A 26693-nucleotide genomic window follows, 5' to 3' on the forward strand; every position below is an offset into this window, starting at 1 on the left:
GCCGAAGCGGACTAGAAGTAGTCTGAGGGTCCTGTCGTTCCATCGCGCCCGGATACCGCAGCCAGCGGTATCCGGGCGCAATCCTTTGTGGCGGTGTGACCCCGTAGCGGCACCGTGAGGCACCCTTTCGCCAAGTGTGACGGCCGTCACATTCGTCATTTCGGAGCTGGGTCTAGCATGCCAACTCCTACCCTTTCCCGGCCCGGAGGGCCAAAACTACGCGGGGAGACCAGACATGAGCGATGACAGTTCAGCAGGCATCGATCAGAGCGGCAAATCCGGCGGCGATGCATCGGCCGGTTCGTACGGTAGGGCGAGTTCAGGTGCCAGTGCCGGCACCAGCCAGGGCTGGTCCTGGGGTGCCGACGCCGACACCAGCGCCGGCTCTCATGCCGGCGCCGGCGCTTATTCCGGCGCCTCGGGCGGCGACGTCACCGACCAAACCTCGATCGGCTCGATCAACGTCAGCTCGTAGCCCAGCGACAGCGCCTAAGCGGCTAGAACCCCGTCCCTTGGGCGGGGTTCTTTTATTGCCAGGCGAAGCGCTGCAACAAGGTGGCAGGCAGCAAATCCTCGACCAGTGTCAACTGCCGGGGCGAAAGTGCGCTTCGCCATTCGCCGGTTTCTCCGGCGCGAAACGAAGGTGTCTTGGAGGCCGCCAGATCTTCCACGAAATCCAGCAGGCCGCGGTATTCCTCGGGCGGTGCGAAAAAATCGAAGACCTCCGTGAAAACCTGCCGGGGCGCTGCCTTCAAGGCCTCGTAGCTGACGAAATGCACCTCCGGGAGTTGGGCGCTACCGGCCGCACGCAGCCAATCCTCGAGCCAGCCCACGAGTTGGCCGAGCAGTGCCGCGATGGTTTCGTCGTCGGCTTCGTCGATGGGCCGGGCGCCGGCGTGCCGGGGCGCCAGCTGGGGCAGCAGACCATGACTTTGGTGATCGCTTTCGAGGTTCTGGTGGTGATAGAGCGAGACCATGGCCTGCCTGGGATCGCGCACCTGAACCACGATCTTGGCGACCATGCACTCTCTCAGGAGCCGAAGATTATCGGCGCTGGCCGGCAGGTGGTCGTGGCTGGTGGCGCCGCCTTCGGCGATACAGGCCAGCCAGCCGGGCACGGCCCGCAGATCGGGAAAGCGGCCGAAACACATGCGGCCTACGGGCAGGTCGAAAAGCCGGGCGAACATGGCCACGAACCAGCCGCTGCCGGAACGCGGTAGCGAACAGATCGGCGTCACCGGCCAGGCCCGGGCCAGAGCGGCACACTGGCCCGCGGCGAAGTCCGTCACCGCCGCCTGCCAGCGCTCCAAGTCGGCCAGCGAGAGACGGTCGAAATCCGCATCGATGCCAGGCCGCAGAGCGATCCTCTCGAGCCGCGCCAGAGCCAATTCGCGCTGCCCCGAGATGTTCAGCAGCACCGCCGCCAAATATTGCGCCCGCCCGTCGTCGGGCTGGTTCGCCAGATGGCTCTCGACAAGGTCCAGGGCCTCGGGCAGGTTGTCGCGGTCGGCGCAATCGAGGATGTTTTGGGGAAATTCCGCCATCACCCCAGGAGCGTCCGCTGACCGAGCTTGCGGGCCCGGGCGCGGGCGGCACCACCGGCCAGGCCGGCAAGCTTGCCCATGTCGGCAGTGAAAGCCTCGAGCACCGGATCGCTGACCCGCAAGGCCGTACAAAGTTCGCCGAAGTTCGCTTGGAATCGGCCGCACAGCCCGCGCGCCACCAGCAGTACCGGCACCAGGTCGCCCTCGCCGGCCTCGCCGTCGAGATCCCGGGCCAGGCGCTCGGCCAACACCGCCACGCCCTCGATGCTGGCCGCCAAGTCACCGGCGGTTTCACTCTCTTCGCCTTCGCCCCCGCCCCCGGCGCTTGCGGCACCAAGCAACGCCAATTGCAGGCGCATGCCACCCAGCAAGGGCCCCAACGAAACAATGTCCTCGATCAGCCGGAAGCGGCGGAAGATGGCATCCAGCGCACTCCCCTCCTCGCCAACCAGGCAATCGGCCGGCACCGCGCAGCCCCGCATGACGATGCCGCCGTGCGGCGAGGGCCTGAGGAAATCGACCTCCGCCCCCGCCACCAGCTCGAGCCCGGGCCGCGGTTTTTCCACGATGAAGCCGGAGAAGCGCTTGAGACCGTCGGTCTCGCCCGTCACCGCGACGACGACGAAGAGATCGGCGATGGGCCCGTTGGTCAGGTAGGTCTTCTCGCCCTCCAGAACATAGCCGTCGCCCGCCACCGTGGCCCGCGTCTCCAGCCGCTTGGGGCTGCCGCCCATGCCGGGCTCGGAGACGGCCAGCGAGACGGCCAGGCGGCCGGCCGCCAGTTCGGGCAGATAACGTTTCTTTTGATCCTCACTGCCCAGCCGCTCCAATACATAATGCCCGACCAAATTCTGCACCGACCACGACAGCACGATACCCAGGTTGCGGCCCTGCTCGACCAGGGCGGCGCCGGCCTCGATCAGGGCCTGGGCATCGCCGCCAGAGCCACCATGGGCCGGCGAAATCCCCATCCCCAGCAATCCCGCCTGGCCCATGGCGCGCCACAGATCGTGGGGAAAAGCCGGATCCGCCCCCAGCCCCGGCCGCGAGGCGATGTGGTCGACGGCAAAGCGTTCGATCTCGGCAAGCGCGGGCACGGCATTCTTCTCCGACTGGTGCGATCCGGTGCAACCGTAGCATGCCCGCGACAAGGCCGCAGGGTTCGGGCTATCGTGGCGTCAATTCGCAGCCAACCGGGCAGCAGAAACGGAACCAGCGATGGACTTCACGCTCAACGAAACGCAGGCCGAGATCCAGGCCGCCGTGGCCAAGATCTGTGCCGCCTATGATCTCGACTATTGGCTCGACCATGACCGCACGGGGGAGTTTCCCGCCGATTTCGTCAAGGACCTGACGGAGGCGGGCTGGATCGGCATCGCCATGCCCGAGGCCTATGGCGGTGCCGGCCTGGGGGTCATCGAGGCCACCGTGATGATGCAGACCATCGCCCAGTCGGGGGCCGGCTTCAGCGGTGCCTCGGCCGTGCATCTCAACATCTTCGGCCCCAATCCCATTGTCGTACACGGCTCCGACGAACAGAAGGAACGCTGGCTGCCGCGCCTCATCAAGGGCCAGGACCGCACCTGTTTTTCCGTCACCGAGCCCAACTCCGGCCTCGATACCGGCAAACTTCAGACCCGGGCCGAACGTCAGGGCTCGCACTTCATCACCAATGGCCGCAAGGTCTTTACCTCGGGCGCCCAGCGGGCCAACAAGATCCTGCTGCTGGCCCGCAGCATACCCTTGGACCAGACCCCCAACCCGCTGGACGGGCTTTCGCTCTTCTATACCGACCTCGATCGCGACTACATCGAGGTGCGCGAGATCGAAAAGATGGGCCGCAAGGCCGTCGATACCAACATGCTGTTCATCGACGGTCTGCCGATCCCCGAGGACGACCTGATCGGCGAGGAGGGCAAGGGGTTCCGCTACCTCTTGGAGGGCTTCAACCCGGAACGCATTCTGGTGGGCGCCGAGGCCGTGGGTCTGGGCCGCATCGCGCTGCAGCGTGCCGCCACGTACGCCGGCGAGCGCGTGGTCTTCGGCCGCCCCATCGGCCAGAATCAGGGCATCCAGCATCCCCTGGCCGCCAGTTGGGCCGAACTCGAGGCGGCCAATTTGATGGTCTTCAAGGCGGCAGCACTTTATGACGCCGGCCAGCCCTGCGCCGCCGAAGCCAACGCCGCCAAGTACCTCGGCGCCGAAGCCGGCTTCCGCGCCTGCGAACGCGCCATCATGAGCCACGGCGGCATGGGGTATGCCAAGGAGTACCACGTCGAGCGCTTCATGCGGGAGATCTTCATCGCCCGCATCGCGCCGGTGAGCCGCGAGCTGATTCTCAGCTTCATCGCCGAGCGTGTGCTGGGGCTGCCGAAGTCCTACTAGGGCCGCTCGCTCTCTCAGGCGCCCATCACGTGCGCCCGGATGGTCTCGTTCTCGGCCTCGAGTTCAGGCAGCCGGTTGTTGACCACGTCGCGCATGCTGATGACGCCGACCAGGGCGCCGGCGCTGTCGGTGACGACGATCGAGCCGATGCGGCGGGCGGCCAGCATCTCGGCCGCCTGGGCAACGGTGGCCTCGGGTGAGATGGAAACGATGCCTTCCGGCTTGGCTTTGAGGATAGCTGCTACATACATATATGCTACCTCGTAGTTCATTTTTATAAGCCGATTATAGCATGTTATGAGTTAATTTGGAAAGATTCCTATTTGCGATAAAGACCCCGTTCTGGGCCGCCACCTGGCGCCTGGCGGGACAAATGAAAACGGACCCCGCCCGGTAAGGCGGGGTCCGCATCAAGTCAAGAAAACTCTAGGAGCTGACGTTGATCGAGCCGATCGAGGTCTGGTCGGTCACGTCGCCGCCGGAAGCCCCGGCACCGGCATAGGCCCCGGCACCCGAATGGGCATGGGTGTCGGCTTCGGCGCCGCTGGCGCCCCACTGGCTGGTCCCGGCCGAGGCCCCCGAATAGGAACCCGCGCCCGCACCTGCCGCCGCGTCGCCACCGGATTTGCCGCCCTGCGCGATACTTGCATCACTCATATTGCCTCTCCGTTCATTTGGGTTGCTTGCAGGGCAAAATATTAGTGCCGAGACGTTGCCGAAATATGAATCCCTCAGCCCCTCAGCGCGTCGAACTGAGCGGCGTAGGCGGTGGGGTCGATGTGGGCATCGACCAGGGCCGGGCCCTCGGCGCTGTAGGCCGCGGCCAGAGCGCTTTCCAACGAGGCCGCGTCGTCGGCCTGCCAGGCCTGCCAGCCCAGGCCGCGGGCCGTGGCGGCGAAGTCGGTGCGAGGATAGCGCAGGCTTCCCAGGTGGCGTTGCTGGCGCTGCTGTTTGACATCGATCATCGAGAGCGCGCCATCGTTCATCACCACCAGCACCAGGCGGCAGCCAAGGCGGGCGGCCGTGGCCATTTCACCCAGGCACATGATCAGGCCACCGTCGCCGGTGAAGGCGGTGACCGGCCGGGCGGGATCCTCGAGCGCCGCCGCCACGGCCGCCGGCAGGGCGAACCCCATGGTCGAGAGGCCGTTCGACTTCAACACCGAAAAAGGTCCGGGCGCCGGGCTCAGCGTCATGGCGGAAAACATATGCGCCCCCGAATCGACGCACCAGCGCCCCGCCGCTGCCGGCGCCGCCGCCACTGTCGCCGCCACGACACTGCCGGCGTTCAAGACCTGTTCCGGTGCCATGGCAACCCGGGTCGTCAGGGTCTCGCGTATGTCGGCGATCTCATCCAGCGTCCAGGCGAAAGCCGATTGATCCGCGAAAAGCTGGGTGGCGATCTCGGGCAGCGCACCTAGCAGCATAGCTGCGGGCTCGACGGGATAGGGCTGATCCTGGCTTTCGGCCAACACCAACAACGGCTGCTCGAGGCGCCAGGGGCCGGGAAGCGGCTCCACCGGATCCACCCCCAGCAGCACCAACAAATCAGCCTCGGCCAGACAGCGGACCTCGGAGCTGGCACCGGTGAAAAGGCCGCCGTAGTGGGGCTCGTCCGCCGCCACCACGCCGCGGGCCTGGTAGCTCGACATGACCGGACAGCCCAACGGCCGCAGCAAATCGGCCAGGGCGGCGGCGCAAGGCCGGGCCTGCAGGCCGACGATCACCGCCGGCCGCCGGGCGCCGGCCAACAGGGCCCGGGCGGCGGCGCTATCGCCTGATCGGGCGGCAGGCGGCGGAACCGGCACGTCCCCAACGTCCGCGCCCTCCGTCACCGGCGCCTCGGCATCGCCGGCATCCATCTCGACGAAAACCGGACCCATGGGCGGCGCCATGGCGGTCGCCACCAGAGCCTCGGCGGCGGCTTCCGCACCTTGCGGCCGCAGCCGATGGCGGGCCTTGGCCAGCGGCGCGAACATGCCGCTCTGGTCGAAAACCTGATGCCGGCTGCGTCCGCTTCCCGCTTCCGATCCGCCCTCCGCGGCGTCGGTCAGCAGGATCAACGGCGCCCTTTCCAGGGCCGCATAAGCCATGCCGTTGACGGCACAAGCGGCGCCCGGTCCGACGGCGGTCATGACCACGCCCGGGCTCTCGCTGAGCAACCCGGTAACGGCAGCCATGATGGCGGCCGGGGTTTCGCCGGCGGTCAGCACGAAATCGATGCCCTGGTTCTCGAAGGCCGACATCAGGGACAGACTGGAGCCGCCGCCGGGAATGCCGAAGGCGCGCTCGACGCCGTGGCTGCGCAGCACCGCCACCAGGGTCTCGGCCAATTTGGCTGTCGTCGATGAGTTCGTCATGGTGGCGCACTCTAATGCCAATCCGCCTGACTTGGAATCGCCCTCTCAATGGGCTCTTTGGCTGCCGGGCGGCGTCAGGTACGCTATGTGGTGGATCAATTTGAATCAGGCATCGGAGGGCAACCATGAGCGAGATCACGGCGGAACAGCAAGTCTCCCGCATGTGGCAGCACATCAAGGGGTTTCACGTCGTTCACTTCGTCAGCATCGGCGAGAAACTGGGTTTTTTCGCCCAGCTTCGGGAAGCCGAGGAAGGCCTCAGCGCGGCCCAGCTGGCCGCCGCCGCGGGGCTTCACGAGCCCTACGTCAAGGTCTGGTGCGACACCGGCATCGCCTACGAGATACTCGAACCGGCCGGCGGGCGCTACCGCCTGGCGCCCTTTCTCGACGTGGTGCTGGCCGATCCCGGCGGCCCGCGCAACCTGACGCCTTACTTCGCCTGCACCGTCGATTACCTGAGCCACGACCTGGAACGCTATCCCGAATTCTTCAAGAGCGGCGAAACCTATACCTTCCAGGAGCACGGTGACCAATTCTCCCGCGCCATCGGCGACATCACCACCGGCCTGCACATCGTCGTGGCCAAGCGGCTGTTGCCGTCGATCCCCGGATTGAAGGAGGTGCTGGAAGGCGGGCCGCACATCCTCGACATGGGCTGCGGCGCCGGCGGCCTTCTGGTGCGCCTGGCCAAGACCTACCCCGGGGCCACCTGCGTCGGCGTCGACGTCGACGCCCACGGCGCCGCGGCGGCGCGCGAGAACGTGGCCGCCGCCGGCCTCGATGATCGCATCAGGATCGAACACATGACGGGCGAGACCATCGCCCACCAAGACGAATTCGACCTGGTGACGCTCTTCGAAGTGATTCACGAAATCCCGATGCCAGTGCGGCCGCAAGTCATAGCCAACTGCTTCCAGGCGCTGAAACCCGGTGGCGCGCTGTTTATCCTCGATGAGACCTATCCCTCGCAGGCCGCCGACCTGGCCAAGCCGGAATACGCCTTCGCCGTCCAGACCGCCTTCAACGAACTGATCTGGGGCAACGTGGTGCCGACCCGGGAGGAGCAGGAAAGTCTGCTGGGCGAGGCTGGATTCGTCGATCTGCAACGTGCGCAGATCGGCGACATCTTCACCATGATCACGGCACGAAAGGCCTGAGATCGGACGGAGCAACCTGACGGCCGGGCGCTTTTGCTTGGCCAGCGCCGGGAAGCTGTGGCATATGCAGGGGACGGTCGTGCGCTCGTGAGCACGTGAAATGGGGGCCGGATCCAGCTTTGTTTAGCCCTGAATGGTTTACCGCCCTGGGTTCGGTCATCATCATCGATTTGGTGATGTCCGGCGACAACGCCATTATCGTCGGCCTGGCAGCGGCCGGCCTGCCGCCCGAGTTGCGGCGCAAGGCCATCGTGCTGGGCGTTGCCGTTGCCACCGTGTTGCGCATCTTTTTTGCCCTCATCACTTTTCAGCTTTTGCAGATCATCGGCCTGACGCTGGCCGGCGGGCTGCTGCTGCTCTGGGTGAGCTGGCAGATGTGGCACGACATTCGGCGGCGCAATGTCGCGGAGAACGACCAGAGCGGCGAGGACGCCGACGGTGCAAGCGGCGGCAAAACCTTCCGCCAAGCCCTGATGGCCATCGTCATCGCCGACGTCTCGATGGCGCTGGACAATATCCTGGGCGTCGCCGGTGCCGCCCACGATCACATCGAGGTGCTGATCTTCGGGCTGGTGCTGTCGATCGCCCTGATGGCGGTGGCGGCCAACTACATCGCCAAGCTGATCGAGCGCCACAGCTGGATCGGCTACATCGGCCTGGCGGTGATCGCCTGGGTGGCCGTTGACATGATCGTGCGCGGTTATTCCGAAGTGGCTGCCGCGACGCTATGACCGGGCGAGCGCGGTTTCCATGAAGTCGAGCCGGTCCTGGCCCCAGAAGATTTCCTCGTCGACGATATGGGTCGGCGCCCCGAAGACCTGGCGGGCAATGGCTTCCAGGCGGGGACCGCCCAAATATGTCCAGGGCGATGACAGGGCGTAGTAATAGTCTATTTGCTTGCTCATCTCGTCTCCCGGTCATGCATTGATATAAAACACCCCGCTCCATCCCGCCCTATCTTGACCCCTGTGGGCGGCTGGCGTTGGTTCGCTTTTCCGTCCTGCGGTAGAGCCGGCTATTATTGCACCCAAAGGAGTTAGCCTCACCATGGTCACCTCCACCTTGGAAGACGGCAATGAGGCCAAACTGGTCATGGGCATCGATGACGAGCCGACCATCTTGCAGTTCCTGCGCGCCATCGTGGGCCAGGCCGGTTACAAATTCGCTGACGCCTCGAGCGGCGAGAAGGCGCTGGCGTTGGCGCGTCAGGCGAAGCCCGATCTGGTCTTTCTCGATGTCACGATGGACGGTATCGACGGCTACCAGACCTGCCGGCGCTTGCGCGCCGAAATTCCCGACTTCACGGCGCCGGTGATCTTCCTCACCGCGCGGCGCAGCAAGGAAGCGGTGCAAAAAGCCATCGATGCCGGCGGCAACGACTTCATGATCAAGCCCTTTCAGCCCCGCGCCGTGCTCGAGCGCCTGGCCCGCTGGTTGCCGGAGGAATAGAGCGGCAAGGGGCACTAGCTGTGAAGTCTCAGGAGGATGCCCACCATGGGTGGCGGCGGTTACGCGGCGCCTGGTTGGTTGGACACTGGTGTCCTACCCCAGAAATTCATAGGATGAGTTTCTGGGATAAGCAGGCCACTAAACATTTGATTCTAGTGCGATTCAGATCCCGAATTTCGGCGCCTAAAATGCGCCGAACTTCAGAATCATCACACTAGTCCTCGTCGTCGTAATCGTCTTCGTCGTCTTCGTCTTCTTCGTCGCCTCCATCTTCTGCCTTGCGCCGTCGCATCAGCAGCACCACCACGACGCCCCCCAGCAGCAGCAACGCGACGGCCACACCGCCGCCGACCCAGAGCCAGACCGGCGTCTTCCAGGTCTTGTCCGCGGAGGACTGAGCCGAGTTCGGCGGCGCCTTGATACGGCGCGATAGTTTGGCCAGGTCAGGCAACGAAAAGCCCTTCTTCTGCTTTGTCTGCTTTTGTTCCGGCTCCTCCTCCGTTTGCCGGGCTTCATCGACGGATTCGGGTTCGGGAAAACTGATGCTGCTGGAGCACATGCGGGCGATCATGTCCTCGTCGTCCAGGCGCAGTTGGGGAATGTCGGCGGCCGAAAGCTTTCTGCCCTTGGTCCGGTAACGCAAGGTGCGGTCCAGGCTGTCGTGGCTGCGCAGCCTGAAGCCGACGTTGTCGGCATGGCCGTCGTTGTCGAGGTCGAGGGTGAAGACCTTGGCCAGCCAGTATTCCGCGCCATCGATTTCCAGCGTCGTGGCGGACCAGAATTCCCGCGGATGTTTGTCGCAGCGCACGGAGCGGTATTTCTTGGCTCCGCTCCTGCCGCCGCTCGACGAGTCACCGCCGGAGCCGGAATCTTCGTCGCGGCCGGCCCAGCGTGGATCCAGTTTGCGCAGCGAGAACTTGGCCAGCGGTTCGGTGCAGCGCCAGCGCGAGGTCATCAAGGTCACCGTGGCCCTGGCGGAGGAGATCGAAACACCTGGTGATTCGCCGCTGCGCCGGGCATCCTCGAGTAGTTTGTCGCAACTTACGCTCTGGGCCCCGGCGGCGGCAGCCAGCAATATCAGTGGCAGCGACAGCACGGCGTGATGGCTGCAACCATTGCACCAAGCCCAGACGTCGATCCCCCGGGCCCTCAATTGGGCCAAGGTTGCCGGACTCCGGGGAGGAGTTCGGTGGTGGGAATTTTTCCTATTCATACCGGTAGGAATATAGTCCTATTGACAGAATGAGGCAGCTTCTTCACGGCCGCCGATGCCGATTGCCTAGGGTAATCCCTACTAAAAAACCTTGACGTCGCCGGCCCCAGGCACTGTGATGGCACTGCGGTCTGCCCTATGGAGTGGTGGCCCTGCTTTTTGGTCTTTTCGGCGGCGTTAAGAAGCAGGAAAATGCGCTTCGCGCCGACCTCTCGAGCGCCAAGTTCGTCGTCGAATTCGACACGATGCTGAGCGCTTTCAATCTCGCTCGGCAAGAGCGGCCGGGCAAATCGGCCAGCTACGGCGACGTCGAGGCGGCGGCGCGCTTCATGCTCGAAGGCGCGGTAGCCCAGGCAAAAGACAAGAAACTGCTGAAGTCGGCCATGCTTCTCGACGCCGTGGCCACCTTCAACATTGTGCTGGTGGAACTGCTGGGCCGGCACTCCAAGCTGCCCGACAAAGAGCGCCGCGAGCTTCAGGGCACGGTGCTGGGTTACGTCTTACCCCGCAGCGTACCAAAACTGCTGGGCGCCAATCCAAAAGCCGTGATCGGCAAAGCGGTATCCAACGGCATCATGCGGCACGCGAAACTGAAGGGAAAAAAGAAGTTCAAGCTGGCCACCGTGGAGATGGAAAATGAACTCACCCAGTTCGTCCTGCAGCGCGACGAGAAATACCTGGGTGTGCTGGTCCGCCACTTCGAAACCCTGAAATAGCCCGGCCTTCAATCCCGGTTTTGCTGCCCGCCCGGTAGCAGGTCGATGACGCCATCACCGCGGCCTTGCAGACGATGGCGCTGGACCTTATGGGTCTCGGTCTTGGGGATGCGATCGACGAATTCGAAATAGCGCGGCACCAGGAAGGCGGCCAGGCGCTGGCGCAGGTAGGCCGCCAGATCCTCCGCCGCCAGGCCGTTTCCGTTCCCCTTCTCGAGCACCACCGCGGCCTTGATCTCTTCGCCCATGATGTCGTCGGCCAGGCCGACCACGGCGCAATCGGCCACCGCCGGATGCCGGGCCAGCATGACTTCGATTTCACTCGGCGAGATCATCTGGCCGGCCCGGCGGATCAGGTCCTTGGTTCGGCCCTCGAAATAGAGATAACCGTCATCATCGAAGCGGCCCCGGTCGCCGGTGTGGAACCAGAGATTGCGATAGGATTCCAAGGTGATCTCGGGGGCTTCGTGATAGCCGTTGAAGAACACGAACGGCTCGGACGGTCGCACCACGATCTCGCCGACCTCGCCGACCGGCAGCGGCTGGTCGTGATCGTCGACGATCTGCGCCTGGGCATCCGGACGCACCCGGCCGCAACTGTGGTGGCGGCTGTCCGCGGCGCTGTTGAGGCTAATGAAGCCACCGGTCTCGGTCATGCCGTAAAGCTCGCGCACCGCGACGCCGAAGCGTTCCTCGATCTGGTCCCAGACCGCCGCCGGAGCCCCGCCGCCGGTGCACCAAGTCAGGCTGTGATCGCGCTGGGGCTCGGGGTAGCGGGCCGCCAGGATGCCCAGCACGGTGCCCACGTAGGTGAAACAGGTGGCGCCGAAGTACTTGGCCTCGGCGAAGAAGCGCGAGGCCGAAAACTCCCGCCGCAGCACGATTGCGCCACCGCACTGGATGGACGACATCACGGCATACATCTGCGCATTGGCGTGATAGAGCGGCAGCACCACCATGATGCGGTCGGCGGCCGTCAGTTCGTTGGCTCGGCGAATGCCGTCGCCCGCCACCAAATAGGCGGTGTGCGAGATCACCACGCCCTTGGGCAGGCCGGTGGTGCCGGAGGTGTAGATGATGGCGCATGATGAACCGGGCTCGGCCGGGGCCGGGGAAGGCAGCTCGGCCACCTTTGGCAAGGCCTGTTCCAAATCGGCGTCATCGGCGAAGGCGAAGATCTCCAGGTCCGGAAAATGATTTTCGATCTCGTCCCGCTTGTCGGCCAATTCCGCCCACTCTCCCAGCAGCAGGCAGGCGCCGCTTTGGGCCAGGATGTAACGCAGCCCCTCACCCCTCAGAGCCGTATTCAGCGGCACCAGGACGGCGCCCATTGCCGCCAGGCCGAACCAGATGGCGAGAAAGGAGACGTTGTTGCCCGAAAGCAGCGCCACCCGGTCGCCGGGCGCGATGCCCCGCCGCCCAGCCCAGTCGGCGAAGCGAGCGGCCAGGTCGGACATTTCGCCGTAGCTCACGGTGCGCTCGTCGAGGATGATGAAGGGCGCCTCGGGCCGGCGCCGGGCCTGTTCGAAAAGAGGTGCGGCGATCATGGTAGGTTGGCGCGCCGGACCAGGCGGACGAGATGCTTGGCGATGGTGTTTTTAAGGATCTCGGACGAGCCGCCGGCGATCTCGTAGGCCTTGGCGTCGCGCAGGTAGCGGCCAAACGGCGCTTGTTCGGTGACACCATGGGCGCCGCAGACCTGCACCGCCAGCGATGCCGCACTGCTGGCGACGCGGCTTGCCAGCAGCTTGGCCTGACTGGAATAGCGCGCTATGTCGCGCTCCTCGTCGAGCGCCCGGGCGGCGTCGAAGACCGCCAGACGGGCGGCGTCGATTTCGCTCAGTGCCTCGGCGAAGTACCACTGGATGCCCTGGAAATCGAGCGCCGTGCGGTCGAAGGCCTGGCGCTTGGCGGCGTACTCCAGCGCTCCGTCGAAGGCAGCCCGGGCAATGCCGGTGGAAATCGCCGCCGCCATGGTGCGGGAATAGTCGAGCGTCGTCACCGCCTGGCGCACGCCCGCCCCCTCCTCGCCCACCAGATGCTCGGCCGGCAATCGCAGATCGTCCAGCACCAGGTTGACGTGGGGCCCGTTGCGCAGACCGAAGGTGTGGGAATTGTCGCCCTCGTAGGTCGACACCCCGGCCGCCTCGCGGGGCACCGCGAAAACCGAGACGCCGATGGGCGTCTCGGCCAGAATGATAAAAAGCTCGGCCGCCGAGCCCGAGGTGATGAAGGATTTCTCGCCTTTGATCAGCCATTCCCCGCCGTGGCGCTCGGCCTTGGTGTCGAGGCTGCGGATATCGCTGCCATGGTTGGCCTCGGTCAGGGCATAGGAGCTCAAGAGGCCCTGGCGAAATCTGGGCAGGTAAAGTTCCTTGAGGCGCTGGTTGGCGAAGAGATCGAGGATCTTTTGCGCCTGCAGGATGGTGATCAGGCTGATGGCCACGGCCGGACTGGCGTAGGCCACCTCTTCAAACAGCGCCGCCGCCAGGGTGTAGGAGCGGCCACCACCACCGTAGGCCGGATCCAGGGTCAAACTGTTGTAGCCCTCCGTGGCCAGGGCCTTGACGATGTCGACGGGGTAGTAGTCGCGCCGGTCGATATCGTCGGCCAGCGGCGTGATACGGGCCGCGGCAAAGCCACGGATCTGCTGCACGAAGTCGTCGTCGACGAGGCTCTGCCAGCACTCCATGATGGATTCCTGCACGTTTGAGACGGCAATGCTAGTTTAGCCGCCACTTGGGTATTGATCGGAGGCCGATTTGGCTATCGAAAAACGAAGCTTCGGGCGCACCGGCCACATGAGTTCTGCCGTGCTGTTCGGCGGCGCCGCCTTCTTCAACGCCGACCAGGGCGTGGCCGACCGGGTACTCGACGTGTTGCTCGAGTTTGGCATCAACCATATCGACACGGCGCCCGGCTATGGCGATTCCGAATTGCGCATCGGCCCCTGGATGGCCCGGCACCGTCAGGATTTTTTCCTCGCCAGCAAGACCCGGCTGCGTGACTACGACGGGGCTGCAGAGGAAATCCGCCGCTCGCTAGACCGCCTGCGCACTGACCACGTCGATTTGTTGCAACTGCACGCCCTGATCCATCCCGACGAATGGGACCAGGCGCTGGGCCCGGGCGGTGCCCTGGAGGCCCTGATCGAGGCCCGCGAGGAAGGTCTGGTGCGCTTCATCGGCGTCACCGGCCACGGCTGGAACGCCGCCGCCATGCACCGGCGCAGCCTCGAGCGTTTCGACTTCGACAGCGTGCTGATGCCCTGGAACTGGTTTGCCGCCAAGCACCCCACCTACGCTGCCGACTTCGAAACCACGGCGGCGCTGTGTGCCGAGCGCAACATTGCCGTGCAGACCATCAAGGGCGTGGCCCGCGGCCCCTGGGCGGCCGGGGTGGCGCGCAGCCACCGCACCTGGTACCAGCCGCTGGAAAACGAAGCCGACATCCGCCAGGCCGTACATTGGGTTCTGGCCCGGCCCGGCATCTTTCTCAATTCACTGGGCGACGTGGATCTGCTGCCCGCCGTGTTGCGGGCGGCGGCCGACATGGGGGCGGCGCCTGACGACGCGGCCATGGCCGAGCTCAGCGAGCGTACCGGTCTCTCGTCGATTTTTGGTTTGTGAGGAAACATGAAAATAGATCGTCTCGAGGTCGACACCTTCCGCATCCCGCTGGCCGAGCCCATCGAGGCGGCAGCGGCCGGGGTCATGACCGGCTTCGATATGGTGCTGGTACGCATCACCGACAGCGACGGTGCCGGCGGCAGTGGCTACACCGTTTGCCACCAGGGCCAGGGCCTGGCCATCGCGGCCATCGTCGATCAGGCCTTTCGCGGCCACCTGATGGATCAGGATCCGCGGCTCATCGAACGCCACTGGCAGCGGCTTTGGAAGGCCCATCACTACGCCGGCCGCGGCGCGCCGTTGAGCTTCGCCCTGGCGGCGGTGGATACGGCGCTTTGGGACCTGCGCGGACGCACCCTGGGCGAGCCGCTGTGGCGCCTGCTCGGTGGCCATGATCCCCGCGTCAAGGCCTACGCCGGCAACATCGATCTCAACTTCCCCCAGGACAAGCTGCTGGCCGGCGCCAGCGCCAGCCTCGAGGCGGGGCACCGTTCGGTCAAAATGCGGCTGGGCCGCCCCACCTTGGGTGAAGACGTCTCGCGGGTGGCCGCCATGCGCGAGCACCTGCCGGTCGAGGTCGAATTGATGGCCGACGCCAACGAAGCCTGGCGTGTCGACCAGACAGCCCGCGCCATGCACGAATTGCAGCCCTTCGGCCTGGTCTGGCTGGAAGAACCCATCCGGCCCGACGATTTCGCCGGCCACGCCTACCTGCGGTCCTTGGGCAAGGTGCCACTGGCCAGCGGCGAGAACCTGCACACAGTGGCCGAATTCACCCAGCTGATCGCTGCCGGTGGCGTCGATTTTCCCGAACCCGACCTGACCACCTGCGGCGGTGTCACCGCCTTCATGAAGATCGCCCGGCTGGCCGAGGCCAACAACCTGCCGGTGATCTCGCACGGCGCCCACGATCTTCACATACAACTGCTGGCAGCCTGCCCCAACGCCGCCTATATCGAGATGCACGCCTTCGGACTGGAGAAATTCATGGCCCAGCCGCTGACGGTCAGTGAAGGTTACGCCACCGCCCCGGACCGCCCGGGGCACGGCATCGATCTGGATATGGAGGCGCTCGGCGCCCACGCCGTGACATGAACGAATAGGAACAGCAATGGCCGAGATGATCTACGCCAAGCCATTCGCCGCCGGGGAACAGATTTTCCGCATCGGCGACCGCGGCCACAACGCCTACTTCATCGAAAAGGGCGCCGTCGACATTTCGTTGCCCCGCGACGGCAAGGGCATGATCATCGCCCATCTCGGCGTCGGTGAGATCTTCGGCGAGATGTCGATGATCGACGATGCGCCGCGCTCGGCCACGGTTACCGCCACCGAGGATACCGAGGTCATCGTTATCGAGCGCTCGCGGATCATGAAGCCGCTGCAGTCCGCCAACCCGATGATAAATTTGATCCTCAGGGTCATCCTGGCACGGCTGCGCGATGCCCAGCACCAGCTCTCGGGCCTGAGCGGCCAGCGCGACGAGATCGATTCGTCATTGGGCGAAATACGCGCCCTCGCTTTCGATCGCATAAACAGCGAACGCGACCTGCGCCGCGCCCTCGAGGCCGTTGAATTCGAGATGCATTTTCAGCCCATCGTGGCGCTGGATCGCGGCCACATAGCCGGCTTCGAGGCGCTGATGCGCTGGCACAAGCCCGACGACGGTTTCGTCTCCCCCATGGAGTTCATTCCCCTGGCCGAGGAAACCGGCCTGATCATCGAGCTCGGTCGCTGGGCGCTGCAAGCCAGCCTCGGCGAACATCATCGCCTGGCCCAGGCCGGCGCCGATGCCTACCCCGACCTGCCGCCGCCGTTCATGAGCGTCAACGTCTCGGCCGGACAATTTGCGGACCTGAATGAAATCGATGTGCTAGGCGGCATCATCACCGAGAGCGGCGTCAGCCCGGAGGAAATCAAGCTGGAGATCACCGAAACCCTGATGGTGGAGAATTTCGACCACGCCACCGAGGCGCTGAACCGGCTGAAGGCGCTCGGGGTGCAAATTGCCATCGACGATTTCGGCACCGGCTATTCCAGCCTGAGCTACCTGCACCAGTTCCCCCTCGACACCCTCAAGATCGACCGCGTCTTCGTCAACAACATGGACAAGTCGGAATCCAGCCTGCGCATCGTCGCCTCCATCGCCCATCTGGCCCACGAGTTGGGCATGGACATCGTCGCCGAAGGCATCGAGGAGGAGGCCCAGATGGAGGCGCTGCGGGACCTGGGCTGCCAACTCGGCCAGGGCTATTTCATGTCCAAGCCGCTGCCCGGCGACGAGGCGCTCAAGCTGATCGAAAGCGCGCCGCGCTGGTAAAAGGGGCAATCGGCCCCATCACTTTCACCCCTTGCGCGAGGCCAAAAAGGCATCGATGACGGCCTGGGGTTCGCCACGGGCAAAGGCCTCTTGTTGGCCCAAAACGCCGGCCCGGAAGGCCTCCTCGAAGCCGGCCATTGCGATTTCGCGAAAGCGCGCCTTGGTGCGAACCCAGGCGGTGGCGGGTTTTTGCGCCAATTCCTCGGCCACCTCGCAAGCCTTGGCGATGAGCTGGTCAGGCGCCACCAGGTGGTTGATCAGCCTGAGTTCACGGGCCTCAGCCGCCGTCATCAGGCGGCCCGTGAAGGATAGCTCCTGGTTCATCGACCAGCCCAGGTGCAGGCTCATCCAATAGGATCCCATAATGCTGGGGATGCCGGCGTTGATCTCGGGCTGGCCCAGCCGCGCGCCTTCGTGGGCAATGCGCAGGTCCGAGACCAGGGCCATCTGGAAGCCGGCGCCGGCGGCGATGCCGTTGATGGCCGCCACCACCGGCTTTTCGGTCTGCAAGATGGTGCGGTAGATGTTGCAGACCGTGCCGAACCAGTGCTCGACCTCGGATACTTCGATCTCGCGGGCTTCGCGCAGGTCGACGCCGGCACAGAAGGCGCGCTCGCCCGTGGCGCTGAGGACGATGGCCTCGACGTCGGCGTCGTTGTCCGCCGCCAGCAGATTTTCCGCCAGGCTTCGGGCCAACTCTAGACTCACGGCGTTGAGGGCGTCGGGGCGGTTGAGGCGCAGGACGGCAATGGCACCTGCGCGCTCGACGGTGACGACATCGCTCATTTTTCGATTTCCTCTTTCTGGGCCGAGTGGCACCATATTGTGCTAGCATGGTAGCGACCCTAGCGCACCCGAGGAGGGGGCATGAGCCACGTCAAATACATCGACAAGACGCGCGAATACTACGCCAAGGAAGGCTACGCCGAGCCCTACAACTGGGCCCATTTCGACGACGTGCCCTTTACGCCGCTGAAAAAGCCGCTGGCTGAGAGCCGGGTCGCCCTGGTCTCGACCAGCGAGGTCGAGATCCGCGCCGAGGAAGGCGCGCCCGATCCCAACGAGGCGCCCGTTGGTACCGTTTATTCGATCCCCGCGGACATCGACCCGGAGCGGCTGTTTTCCAGCCACGACGCCTACGACCGGGTGGCCACGACGCTGGATGACCCCAATTCCTACTTCCCCATCACGCGGCTCAACGAACTGGTGGCGGCCGGCCGGCTGGGCAGCATGGCAGCGCGGGCGCACGGGCTTCACAACCAGTACAGCCAGCGCCGTTCCATGGAGTTCGACGCCCCCGAGGTCTTGCGCCGGCTGATCGAGGACGAGGTCGACGTGGCCGTCATGACACCCGTCTGACCCGTCTGCCACCAGACCGTGAGTCTGGTCGCCCGCCACATCGAAGCCAACGGCATCCCCACAGTGATGATCGCCAACGCCCGCGACATAGTCGAATTCTGCGGCGTGCCCAGGCTGTTGTTCGTCGACTACCCGCTGGGCAATCCTTGCGGCGAGCCCTTCAAGGCGGACCAGCAGCGCGACATCGTCAGCCGGGCGCTCGATCTTCTGGAAACCGCAAGCGAGCCCCGCTCCACCGTCGTGGCCCCCTACGTCTGGCCCCACGGCGACGACTGGAAGCGCCTGATCTTCAGCGACGAACAGTCGTTCCTGTCGGAAGAAGGCACGGAACGCTGGCTCGAGGCCAAGGAGGACTACCGTCAGGCCAAGCAGGAGGGGAAGGTTTAGATCGGCTCGTGATCGCCTGCCAAAAAGGCGTCACGTAGCGCGAACTTTTGGATCTTGCCTGAACCGGTGAGCGGGAATTCGTCGACGTCGAACCACATGACCGGCGTCTTTTGCGGCGCCAGGTGCTCGCGGCAATGGCGGCGGAGTTCCTGGGGATCGAGATCGCCGCCACTTTCCGGGCGTAGGAAACAGGCCACGATCTCGCCCCACTTGTCGTCGGGCAGGCCGACCACGGCGACCTCGGCCACTTGGGGGTGTTCCAACAATACGTTCTCGATCTCGGCCGGAAATAGGTTCTCGCCGCCGCGGATGATCATCTCCTTGACGCGGCCGGTGACGCGCACGTAGCCGCGCCCGTCCATGGCGCCGAGATCGCCGGTGTGCAGCCAGCCCTCGGCGTCGATGGTCTCGGCGGTGGCCTGTTCGTTGGCGTTGTAGCCGGACATGTTGCAGTAACCCTGGACGCAGATCTCGCCCACCGTGTCCAGCGGCACGACCTGGTTTTGCTCGATGGAGCGAATGGACATGCCGGTCTGCGGCAGGGGTTGGCCGACGTTGTTGCAGATGTCATCGAGGCTGTCGTCGAAGTGGTGCTGGGTGACCACGGGCGAGACCTCGGTCTGGCCATAGACGGTCTCGAAATCGCACTCGAAGGTGGCTTTCACCCGGCGCACCAACTCGGGTGCCACCATGGAGCCGCCGGAGATCACCATGCGCACCGAGGAAACGTCGCGCGGCGCCTGCTCCATAACTTCCAGCATGGCCACCAGCATGGTGGGAACGCCGACCAGCGCCGTCATGCCTTCGCGCTCCATCAGCTCCAGCACGCCGGAGGGCTCGAAGACCTTGACCATCAGCAAACGGCAAGCCATCTGCAAACACCCCAGCGAGATGATGCCGCAGCCCGAGGTGTGGAACATGGGCATGAAGTTGCCCCAGGTGGCGTCGGCTCCGATATGGGCCCGCTTGGCCACCAGGCGGGCGTTGTTGGTCAGGCCGCGATGCGGCAGCACGGCGCCCTTGGGAAAGCCGGTGGTGCCCGAGGTGTACTGGATCTGGGCCGCATCGTCGGGCGTTGTCTGGGGCAGCACCGGCGTTCTTTGGCCCTGGCGATGGAGCGCCTCAGTGTCGTCCATGTCGACGATCTCGCGTACCGCTTCCAGGCCCCGGCAGGCCTCGACGGCGATCTCGGCCATGGGGTTGCCGCGATAGCTGGCCACCGAAAAAAGCGCCACGGAGCCCGATTGTTCGAGTACGTAGCGCAGCTCACTTGCCTGATAGGCGGGGTTGGCGGTAACCAGAACGATGCCGGCCAGGGCACAGGCGTACTCCACCAACAGCCACTCCGGCACGTTGGGGGCCCACACCGTGAGGCGCTCGCCGGGCGCGAAGCGGCTCGCCAGCGCCAGCGCCAGCTTCTCGCTGTCAGCCAGCAGCTGGCCGTAGGTCCAGCGGCGGCCGTTCTTGAAATCCATATCGATCTCGAGCATGGCCGGCGCCTCGGGATGGTCGGCCGCGGTCTGGCGCAAGAGATCGCCGACGGTGGTTTCCAGGACCACGTCGTCGTCCTGAGGCGGCACCAGGGATTCGCTTAGATCCAACGGATACATGATTTTACCGGTCCGGTTTGTTCGCTAGGTTGCGCGTTCGCAAGGATGGTATGTGGCGCCGCCGACCAGGGCAACACCCCTCCCCGGCGATCTTCGGTGCGTATGGATTCCTGATCCCCCGGCGCCTATTCTGGCACCAGCAGGAGGTAACATCATGATCACCGGAAACCAATACCGCGCCTCGTTGGCTGACGGCAGGGCCACCTTTTTCGAGGGCGAGCGGGTCGAGGATCTGCCGGGTCATCCCGTGCTGGGCAGTGCCGTCAACACCGTGGCCGCCTGCTACGACCGTTTCTACGACCCCGCGCCCGGGGCGCTGAGCCCGTTGATGACCATCCCCCGTTCGGCAGACGATCTCAAGGCACGACTGCCCATCCTGCACCAGGCCGACCTCTTGGCCCACACCACCCAGCAATCGATCATGACCCTGATTACGGCGGCCGGCCGCATGCCCGATCTTCCCCACTACGGCGAGCGCATCGGTGCCTACGTCGATGAGCTGCAAAGCCGCGACGCCCGCGTCGCCGAGTGCATCACCGACGCCAAGGGCGACCGCGGCCTCTCGCCAGGCAAGCAGCCGGACGCCGACGTCTACACCCACGTCGTCGAACGGCGTTCAGATGGCGTCGTCATCCGCGGCGCCAAGCTGCACATCTCGGGTGCCTCGCTGGCCCACGAGCTGATGGTCATCCCGACCAAAGCCATGAAGGAGGGCGAGGAAGACTACGCCATCGCCTGCGCCGTGCCGGTGAATGCCCCAGGGTTAAGCATCGTCGACGTGAGCTATGCGCCGCGCCACAGCGACGACCGCGCCTTCCCCATCACCTCGAAAAAACAATGCCCCGAGGGTTTTGTCATTTTCGATGACGTGTTCGTGCCCACAGAGCGCATCTTCCTCGATGGCGAGGTCCAATACGCCGCCATTTTCGCCCATTCGCTGGGGCTCTGGGAACGCCTGGGCGGGCTCTCCTTCATGGCCGACGAGGCCGACGAGCTGGTCGGCTTCGGCCAACTGATCGCCGAGGCCAACGGGCTCGAAGGCGCGCCGCACATCCGCGAAAAGATCTCCGACATGATCATCCACACGACGCTGATCCGGGGCTCGCTCGAGGCCGCCATCCACAACTGCAAGATCGGCCCCGGTGGCGAAGCCTTTCCCGACGAGCTTTTCACCAACGCCGGCAAATACCACGGCGCCGCCAACTACAGCCAGATGGTGCGCCACCTGCACGACATCGCCGGCGCCTCGACGGTGACCGCCCCGGCCATATCGGACCTCGAGAACAACGAGGTCGGTGCCCTGGTGCGCAAGTACATGGCCGGTGCCGAAGGCGTCGACGGCGAATACCGCTTGCGCCTCTATCACGCCATCCGCGACCTCACGGCCGATTCCTACGGCGGCTGGAAGCAGGTCGCCAACCTGCAATCGGGCGGCGGCCTTTATGCCCAGCGCATCGTCACGCGCAAGCACTACGATCTCGATCGGGCCAAGCAACGCGCGCTGGAGATCGCCGGCATGGCGGAACAGGGCGACTGAAGCGGCAGGCCCCTGCCCTAACGGTTCAGGTATTCCCGGATCCTGGCGGCGATGCGTTCGGCCCGTTGGGCCCGGTGGAAGGTGGTGAGCAGCTTGCCGTCGGCGTCGATCAGGTAATAAAGCGCCGTGTGGCTGAAGACGTATTCGCTGTCGTCGTCATCGTCTTCTTCTTTTTCGTCCTCGTCCTCGTCCTCATCCTCATCCTCGTCGTCATCGCTGGGCGGCAGAAAAAACTTCATGGCCCGCACACGGAAGGCCTTGCGGGCGCGTTTGAGTTCGACCGGCGTGCCGGTCAGCCCGATCATGCGGGGGTGGAAGTGGCCGACGTAGTCCGCCATCACCGCCACCGTGTCGCGCCCAGGATCGATAGTGATGAAGATCGGTGTCACCCGTCCATCCAGCTCAGCCAAATCCTCGACGGTGCGGGTGATGACCTGAAGGTCGGTGGGGCAGATGTCGGGGCAATGGGTATAGCCGAAGTAAATCAGCAGGAACTGGCCGAGAAAGCGCTCCTCGGTAACGGCCTGGCCGCGGTGATCGGTGAAGGTCAGGGGCTTGCCCTCGGCATCGACCAGTGCCGGAGATCGGTCCTTTTCGTCTTCGTAGGCCGCCGCCGGAAACGTGCTCCAGGCCAGGGCGCCGGCCAGAGCGAAAGCCGTGAGACGTCTCATGCCACCAATATCGTCTAGCCGCAGCGCACCGTCAGCCCGCCATCGACCACCAGTTCCGCGCCGGTGACGTATTTGGCCTCGTCGGAAGCCAGGAAAAGCGAGGCATAGGCCACGTCCCAGGCGTCCCCCATGTGGCCCATGGGGCACATGGCGTGGCGCGCCGCCACGGTTTTCTCGGCATCGCCGGCGTCGAACTGGTGGGTGACGCGAGCCCTCACCAGCGGCGTATCCATCAGGCCCGGCGCCACGCTGTTGCAGCGAATGCCCCGGGCCGCGTATTCCAGCGCCACCACCCGGGTCATCTGCGTCAGGCCCGCCTTGGCGGCCTGGTAGGACACCATGTTGCGCCCGAAATAGCGCATGCCGGCCACCGAGGAGACGTTGACGATGGCGCCGGCGCCCTGGCGCGCCATCACCGGCAGCACGTGCTTGAGGCCGAGAAAAGCGGTTTTCAGATTGAAATCGATGTTGGCGTCCCAGACCGCCTCGTCCATTTCCACCGGACCGCCGGGCTCGGAGCCGCCGACGTTCTGTTGCAATACGTCGATGCGGCCATAGGCCTCGAGGCAGGCGGCGACCATGGCCTCGACCGAGGCCGTATCGGTGGCGTCGGCCTGATGCGCCGTGACGGTGCCGCCCTCGCCTTCGATGATGGCCGAGGTTTCGGCCGCGGCGTCGGGGTTGATGTCGGCGGCGAAGATGCGAGCCCCCTCGCGGGCGAACAGCACCGCCGCCGCCTTGCCGTTGCCCCAGCCCTCGCCGACCGAGCCGGCACCGACGACCAGAGCGACCTTGTCCGCGAGACGTCCAGGCATGGTTTTCTCCCTAAACTACGATCTCATCGTCGGTGAAAAAGAAGGCGATCTCCTGGGCCGCGTTCTCGGCCGAATCGGAGCCATGCACGGAATTGGCCTCCTTCGATTCGGCCAGGTCCTTGCGAATGGTGCCGTCGGCCGCCTCGGCCGGGTCGGTGGCGCCCATGATCTCGCGGTTGCGGGCGACGGCGTTTTCGCCCTCCAGCACCTGCACCACCACCGGGCCCGAGGTCATGAAGTCGCAGAGCGAGGCGAAGAACGGCCGCTCCTTGTGCACGGCGTAGAAAGCTTCTGCGCGTTCGCGCGACAATTTCAGGCGGCGCTGCGCGATGATGGCCAGGCCGGCCGTCTCGAAGCGGCTGTTGATGCGGCCGGTGATGTTGCGGCGCGTAGCGTCGGGCTTGATGATCGAAAGCGTGCGTTCGAGGGCCATGGCTGCAGGAGACTCCGTGTTAAAGGGGATCGGCGCGCGGTTTATAGCCGCTTCCCGCCGGGGCCGCCAGCGTGCTATGAGGCGCGGCCATGTTGCGCATCAACCAACTCGTCTATCGCATCGCCGGGCGCACGCTGTTTGACGACACCAGCGTACACCTGCCGGCCGGCCACCGCATCGGTCTGGTGGGCCGTAACGGCAGCGGCAAGAGCACGCTGTTGCATCTCGTCGAGGGTGGTTTGCAAGCCGACGGCGGCAGCCTGGAGCGCCGCGCCGGCAGCCGCCTGGCAAGTCTGGCCCAGGAAGCACCCTCGGGCCCCAGCAGCCTGATCGATACGGTGCTGGCCGCCGATCTTGAGCGCAACGCCCTGCTCGACGAAGCCGAAAGCGCATTGGACCCCGGACGCATAGCCGAAATCCACACCCGGTTGGCCGACATCGGTGCCCACACGGCAGCGGCCCGGGCAGCTGCCATCCTGGCCGGGCTGGGATTTACTCAGGCTGAGCTCGCGCGACCGCTCGACGACTTTTCCGGCGGCTGGCGCATGCGAGTGGCCCTGGCGGCGACGCTCTTTCTCGAGCCTGACCTCTTGCTGCTCGACGAGCCGACCAATCATCTTGATCTGGAAGCCGTGCTGTGGCTGGAGAACCACCTGGCCGGCTATCCCCACACGGTGATCGTGGTGAGCCACGAACGTGACCTACTGAACCGGGCCGTCGACCATATCTTGCATCTGGAAAAGCAGAAACTGACGCTCTATCGCGGCGGCTACGACGCCTTCGAGCGTACCCGGCGGTTGCGCCTGGAGGGCCAGACCAAGGCGCGCCAGCGCGAGCTGCGCCAGCGCCGCCACATCCAGGCCTTCGTCGATCGCTTTCGCTACAAGGCGACCAAGGCCCGCCAGGCCCAGAGCCGGATGAAAATGCTGGAACGCATGGAGCCCATCGCCGCGGTGATGGAGGAGCGCACGGTACCGCTCTCTTTCCCCGAGCCCAAGGAGGCGGCACCGCCGCTGGTCTCGCTGAGCGGCGTGAGTGTGGGCTACGCGCCCGGCCAGCCGGTGCTCAGCGGCCTCGACCTGCGCCTCGATCCCGACGACCGCATTGCCTTGCTGGGCGCCAACGGCAACGGCAAGTCGACCTTCGCCAAACTGCTGGCCGGCCGCCTGCAGGCCGAGGCAGGCAAGCTTACCCGTCATCGCCAGCTCGCCGTGGGCTATTTCGCTCAGCACCAGTTGGAGGAACTATCAGCCGCCGCCACCCCGCTGGCCCACCTCGGCCGGCTTATGCCCAAGGCGCCCGACGAGCTGTTGCGCACTCGGCTGGGCGGCTTCGGCTTCGGCGTCGACAAAGCCCAGGTCGCCGTGGCTCAGCTTTCGGGCGGCGAAAAGGCGCGTCTGCTGTTGGCGCTGGCCAGCCATGCGGCGCCGCAACTATTGGTGCTCGACGAGCCCAGCAACCACCTCGACGTCGATTCCCGCGAGGCCCTGGTCCAGGCCCTGAACGAATATCAGGGGGCCGTGCTGCTGATTAGCCACGACGCCCACTTGGTCGAGCTTTGCGCCGATCGTCTTTGGCTGGTAGCCGAGGGCAGTGTCAAGCCTTACGAGGGCTCGCTTGGCGACTATCGCGAATTGGCCTTGGCCCAGCGCAAAGGTCCGGCCAAAAAGGCCGAAAACGGTACCCCCAAGGCCGGCCACGATCGCCGACGGCAGCGCCAGGACAAGGCCCGGGCCCGGGCAGCGCTGACCCCCTTGCGCCAGGCCGCCCGCCAGGCCGAAGCCGAGGTCGAGCGCCTGACGGCCGAGGTCGCTGCCTTCGACGCGGCGTTGGCGGAGGGTGCCGAATATGACCCACGGCACGGCGCCCTGGCCCGCCAGTTGGCCCGCGCCGAGGCGCACTGGCTCGAGGCCACCGAGGCACTGGAGACGGCGGCGAAGGCGTAGTCTGGATTCTGGGGCTGAATTCAGCCCGGCCGCCGGGCGATCATGTCGATCAGGGCCGAGAGGCCGGCATGACCGCTGCCTTCATCGACGACGCTGTCGTGTTCTTCGAGATGCCGGATATCGAAATCGGCGAAGGCGGCGCGCAACAGGTCGCTGGTGTACATGTTCTCCGCCTGAGGCGGGCCGCCTGTCTTGTAATCCACCTGTTCCGGCCGATAGCCCTGCATCACCACCAGGCCACCGGGCTTCACCAACCGCTTGAGGGTGTCGAACAGAAGTGTGCGTTTGTCCGGCGGCGCGAACTGAATGAAAATCGCCAGCACGATGTCCCAGGCGCCATCGTCGCCTTGCCACTGGTAGACGTCGCCTTGCTCGAAGTCGATTTCGACGTTGAATTCCTGGGCCAGGCGACGGGCCTTTTCCTGGGCCGGGGCGGAAAAATCCACGGATCTGACGCGGGCGCCCTGACGGGCGGCGAAAACGCCATTGCGGCCCTCGCCATCGGCAATCGCCAGCACCTCTTGACCGGGCTTGAACAGATGGGCCTGTGATCTGACGAAGGCGTTGGGTTCGCGGCCGAAAAGATAGCCCTCGGCCTGGTATCGTTGGTTCCAGAAATCCTGCGGCGTGTCGTTCATTGTTCCCCCTAGCTGGTTCAGCCCTACCAAGTAGGGATTTATGCGCCATCGGCCAGTTTTTTCCGAACCAGAACCTGTGCCGGCCGGCGAACCGGTTACCGCCCCGTTACTACTTGCAAATTAATCGCAATCAGCCAATGTCGGGTTTTTCAGGAAACCCACCCGCACCGAGGTGCCCCATGACGCTGAGCGTCCGTCCCGTCGTCAATATCGTGCGTTCGCTGGAAACCCGAGACGGAGCCGGGGTGCGCATTCGCCGCACCATCGGCGGCCCCCTCCAGGAAAACCTCGATCCCTTCCTGCTGCTCGACGAATTCGGCTCGGACGATAGCGCCGACTACATCGCCGGCTTTGGCGCTCATTGACCCGCGCTAGCGATGATCCGCCACCGGCTTGATCCCGAGATGATAAAGCTGGGGCCTCTGGGCCGCCATGTTGAGGACCACGTCGCGAAGCGAATGGCGTCCCGAAAGCTGGCCCATCGACAGCGCCACAAACTGCGACCAGCGGCTCATCGAACGCAG

The 26693-nt window shown here is 65.2% G+C and carries 28 protein-coding genes and 2 pseudogenes; 14 read left to right on the forward strand and 16 right to left on the reverse strand.

What is annotated here, in order from left to right; genetic code table 11:
- Positions 1-235: 235 nt before the first annotated feature.
- Positions 236-475: a hypothetical protein gene (locus tag QGG75_06560; GenBank protein MDP6066902.1), complete on the forward strand. Its 240-nt coding sequence runs from the start codon at positions 236-238 to the stop codon at positions 473-475.
- A gap of 52 nt (positions 476-527) precedes the next feature.
- On the opposite strand, the gene QGG75_06565 is transcribed toward QGG75_06560, so the two are convergent.
- Positions 528-1544, reverse strand: coding sequence for a sulfotransferase domain-containing protein (locus tag QGG75_06565; GenBank protein MDP6066903.1), 1017 nt, complete (start codon positions 1542-1544; stop codon positions 528-530).
- The gene (locus QGG75_06570) at positions 1544-2641 is read right to left on the reverse strand and encodes an acyl-CoA dehydrogenase family protein (GenBank protein MDP6066904.1); all 1098 of its coding nucleotides are present in this window, start codon (positions 2639-2641) and stop codon (positions 1544-1546) included. Before QGG75_06570 ends, QGG75_06565 begins: the two co-directional genes overlap by 1 nt.
- 121 nt (positions 2642-2762) lie before the next feature.
- Here QGG75_06570 and QGG75_06575 point away from each other — a divergent pair, with 121 nt between their 5' ends.
- Entirely contained in the window at positions 2763-3929 is a 1167-nt protein-coding gene (locus tag QGG75_06575; protein ID MDP6066905.1) for an acyl-CoA dehydrogenase family protein, read from the forward strand.
- A 14-nt stretch (positions 3930-3943) separates the two neighbouring features.
- Here the strand turns inward: QGG75_06575 and QGG75_06580 are convergent, their stop codons facing one another.
- From QGG75_06580 to QGG75_06590, 3 genes are all read right to left on the reverse strand, one after another.
- The gene (locus QGG75_06580) at positions 3944-4201 is read right to left on the reverse strand and encodes a CBS domain-containing protein (GenBank protein MDP6066906.1); all 258 of its coding nucleotides are present in this window, start codon (positions 4199-4201) and stop codon (positions 3944-3946) included.
- 154 nt (positions 4202-4355) lie between these two features.
- Entirely contained in the window at positions 4356-4586 is a 231-nt protein-coding gene (locus QGG75_06585; protein ID MDP6066907.1) for a hypothetical protein, read from the reverse strand.
- Between the two features lie 74 nt (positions 4587-4660).
- Complete coding sequence (locus QGG75_06590) at positions 4661-6289, reverse strand: thiamine pyrophosphate-dependent enzyme (protein ID MDP6066908.1); 1629 nt, start codon at positions 6287-6289, stop codon at positions 4661-4663.
- A 125-nt stretch (positions 6290-6414) separates the two neighbouring features.
- Here QGG75_06590 and QGG75_06595 point away from each other — a divergent pair, with 125 nt between their 5' ends.
- Positions 6415-7446 carry a class I SAM-dependent methyltransferase gene (locus tag QGG75_06595; GenBank protein MDP6066909.1) on the forward strand — a complete coding sequence of 344 codons (1032 nt, stop codon included), beginning with the start codon at positions 6415-6417 and terminating at the stop codon, positions 7444-7446.
- Between the two features lie 119 nt (positions 7447-7565).
- Positions 7566-8177: a TerC family protein gene (locus tag QGG75_06600; protein MDP6066910.1), complete on the forward strand. Its 612-nt coding sequence runs from the start codon at positions 7566-7568 to the stop codon at positions 8175-8177.
- Here the strand turns inward: QGG75_06600 and QGG75_06605 are convergent.
- Positions 8172-8282: pseudogene (locus tag QGG75_06605) on the reverse strand (DsbA family protein). The gene QGG75_06600 and the pseudogene QGG75_06605 overlap by 6 nt on opposite strands.
- Positions 8283-8493: 211 nt before the next feature.
- On the opposite strand from QGG75_06605, the gene QGG75_06610 reads away from it, so the two are divergent.
- Positions 8494-8895, forward strand: a complete 402-nt coding sequence (locus QGG75_06610; GenBank protein ID MDP6066911.1) for a response regulator — start codon at positions 8494-8496, stop codon at positions 8893-8895.
- Between the two features lie 214 nt (positions 8896-9109).
- On the opposite strand, the gene QGG75_06615 is transcribed toward QGG75_06610, so the two are convergent.
- The gene (locus QGG75_06615) at positions 9110-10057 is read right to left on the reverse strand and encodes a hypothetical protein (GenBank protein ID MDP6066912.1); all 948 of its coding nucleotides are present in this window, start codon (positions 10055-10057) and stop codon (positions 9110-9112) included.
- 194 nt (positions 10058-10251) lie between these two features.
- Here QGG75_06615 and QGG75_06620 point away from each other — a divergent pair, with 194 nt between their 5' ends.
- Positions 10252-10824: a hypothetical protein gene (locus QGG75_06620; protein ID MDP6066913.1), complete on the forward strand. Its 573-nt coding sequence runs from the start codon at positions 10252-10254 to the stop codon at positions 10822-10824.
- Positions 10825-10832: 8 nt separating this feature from the next.
- On the opposite strand, the gene QGG75_06625 is transcribed toward QGG75_06620, so the two are convergent.
- Both QGG75_06625 and QGG75_06630 read right to left on the reverse strand, forming a co-directional pair.
- The gene (locus QGG75_06625) at positions 10833-12371 is read right to left on the reverse strand and encodes an AMP-binding protein (GenBank protein MDP6066914.1); all 1539 of its coding nucleotides are present in this window, start codon (positions 12369-12371) and stop codon (positions 10833-10835) included.
- The gene (locus QGG75_06630; GenBank protein MDP6066915.1) at positions 12368-13516 is read right to left on the reverse strand and encodes an acyl-CoA dehydrogenase family protein; all 1149 of its coding nucleotides are present in this window, start codon (positions 13514-13516) and stop codon (positions 12368-12370) included. The genes QGG75_06625 and QGG75_06630 overlap by 4 nt, the downstream gene beginning before the upstream one ends.
- 70 nt (positions 13517-13586) lie before the next feature.
- On the opposite strand from QGG75_06630, the gene QGG75_06635 reads away from it, so the two are divergent.
- The 3 genes from QGG75_06635 to QGG75_06645 are packed head-to-tail and all read left to right on the forward strand — an operon-like array spanning position 13587 to position 16773.
- The gene (locus tag QGG75_06635; GenBank protein ID MDP6066916.1) at positions 13587-14453 is read left to right on the forward strand and encodes an aldo/keto reductase; all 867 of its coding nucleotides are present in this window, start codon (positions 13587-13589) and stop codon (positions 14451-14453) included.
- Positions 14454-14459: 6 nt separating this feature from the next.
- A complete protein-coding gene (locus QGG75_06640) occupies positions 14460-15548 on the forward strand; it encodes a mandelate racemase/muconate lactonizing enzyme family protein (protein MDP6066917.1) in 1089 nt (362 codons plus the stop codon).
- Positions 15549-15564: 16 nt separating this feature from the next.
- The gene (locus QGG75_06645) at positions 15565-16773 is read left to right on the forward strand and encodes an EAL domain-containing protein (GenBank protein MDP6066918.1); all 1209 of its coding nucleotides are present in this window, start codon (positions 15565-15567) and stop codon (positions 16771-16773) included.
- Between the two features lie 24 nt (positions 16774-16797).
- Here QGG75_06645 and QGG75_06650 read toward each other — a convergent pair whose 3' ends face one another.
- Entirely contained in the window at positions 16798-17559 is a 762-nt protein-coding gene (locus QGG75_06650) for an enoyl-CoA hydratase/isomerase family protein (GenBank protein MDP6066919.1), read from the reverse strand.
- Between the two features lie 81 nt (positions 17560-17640).
- On the opposite strand from QGG75_06650, the gene QGG75_06655 reads away from it, so the two are divergent.
- Both QGG75_06655 and QGG75_06660 read left to right on the forward strand, forming a co-directional pair.
- Positions 17641-18132 carry a glycine/sarcosine/betaine reductase selenoprotein B family protein gene (locus tag QGG75_06655; protein ID MDP6066920.1) on the forward strand — a complete coding sequence of 164 codons (492 nt, stop codon included), beginning with the start codon at positions 17641-17643 and terminating at the stop codon, positions 18130-18132.
- A gap of 18 nt (positions 18133-18150) precedes the next feature.
- Positions 18151-18519 (forward strand): hypothetical protein, encoded by a 369-nt coding sequence (locus tag QGG75_06660; protein MDP6066921.1) that lies wholly within the window; start codon positions 18151-18153, stop codon positions 18517-18519.
- Here the strand turns inward: QGG75_06660 and QGG75_06665 are convergent.
- Complete coding sequence (locus QGG75_06665) at positions 18516-20129, reverse strand: AMP-binding protein (protein ID MDP6066922.1); 1614 nt, start codon at positions 20127-20129, stop codon at positions 18516-18518. The two genes, QGG75_06660 and QGG75_06665, sit on opposite strands and share 4 nt — an antisense overlap.
- A gap of 154 nt (positions 20130-20283) precedes the next feature.
- On the opposite strand from QGG75_06665, the gene QGG75_06670 reads away from it, so the two are divergent.
- Positions 20284-21666: a 4-hydroxyphenylacetate 3-hydroxylase N-terminal domain-containing protein gene (locus QGG75_06670; protein MDP6066923.1), complete on the forward strand. Its 1383-nt coding sequence runs from the start codon at positions 20284-20286 to the stop codon at positions 21664-21666.
- Positions 21667-21683: 17 nt separating this feature from the next.
- On the opposite strand, the gene QGG75_06675 is transcribed toward QGG75_06670, so the two are convergent.
- Genes QGG75_06675 through ndk form a run of 3 tightly spaced genes read right to left on the reverse strand, consistent with a single transcriptional unit; the run spans position 21684 to position 23585 of the window.
- The gene (locus tag QGG75_06675; GenBank protein ID MDP6066924.1) at positions 21684-22337 is read right to left on the reverse strand and encodes an SCO family protein; all 654 of its coding nucleotides are present in this window, start codon (positions 22335-22337) and stop codon (positions 21684-21686) included.
- Between the two features lie 14 nt (positions 22338-22351).
- On the reverse strand, positions 22352-23152 hold the full coding sequence (locus QGG75_06680; GenBank protein ID MDP6066925.1) for an SDR family NAD(P)-dependent oxidoreductase: 801 nt from the start codon (positions 23150-23152) through the stop codon (positions 22352-22354).
- A gap of 10 nt (positions 23153-23162) precedes the next feature.
- A complete protein-coding gene (gene ndk / locus QGG75_06685; protein MDP6066926.1) occupies positions 23163-23585 on the reverse strand; it encodes a nucleoside-diphosphate kinase in 423 nt (140 codons plus the stop codon).
- A gap of 89 nt (positions 23586-23674) precedes the next feature.
- Here ndk and QGG75_06690 point away from each other — a divergent pair, with 89 nt between their 5' ends.
- Positions 23675-25531: an ABC-F family ATP-binding cassette domain-containing protein gene (locus tag QGG75_06690; protein ID MDP6066927.1), complete on the forward strand. Its 1857-nt coding sequence runs from the start codon at positions 23675-23677 to the stop codon at positions 25529-25531.
- A gap of 20 nt (positions 25532-25551) precedes the next feature.
- Here QGG75_06690 and QGG75_06695 read toward each other — a convergent pair whose 3' ends face one another.
- Entirely contained in the window at positions 25552-26169 is a 618-nt protein-coding gene (locus QGG75_06695; GenBank protein MDP6066928.1) for a class I SAM-dependent methyltransferase, read from the reverse strand.
- A 179-nt stretch (positions 26170-26348) separates the two neighbouring features.
- Here QGG75_06695 and QGG75_06700 point away from each other — a divergent pair, with 179 nt between their 5' ends.
- Entirely contained in the window at positions 26349-26534 is a 186-nt protein-coding gene (locus QGG75_06700; GenBank protein ID MDP6066929.1) for a hypothetical protein, read from the forward strand.
- Here the strand turns inward: QGG75_06700 and QGG75_06705 are convergent.
- Positions 26521-26693: pseudogene (locus tag QGG75_06705) on the reverse strand (DUF4372 domain-containing protein). The gene QGG75_06700 and the pseudogene QGG75_06705 overlap by 14 nt on opposite strands.

This window comes from Alphaproteobacteria bacterium (genome assembly GCA_030740435.1).
Classification (GTDB): Bacteria; Pseudomonadota; Alphaproteobacteria; order UBA2966; family UBA2966.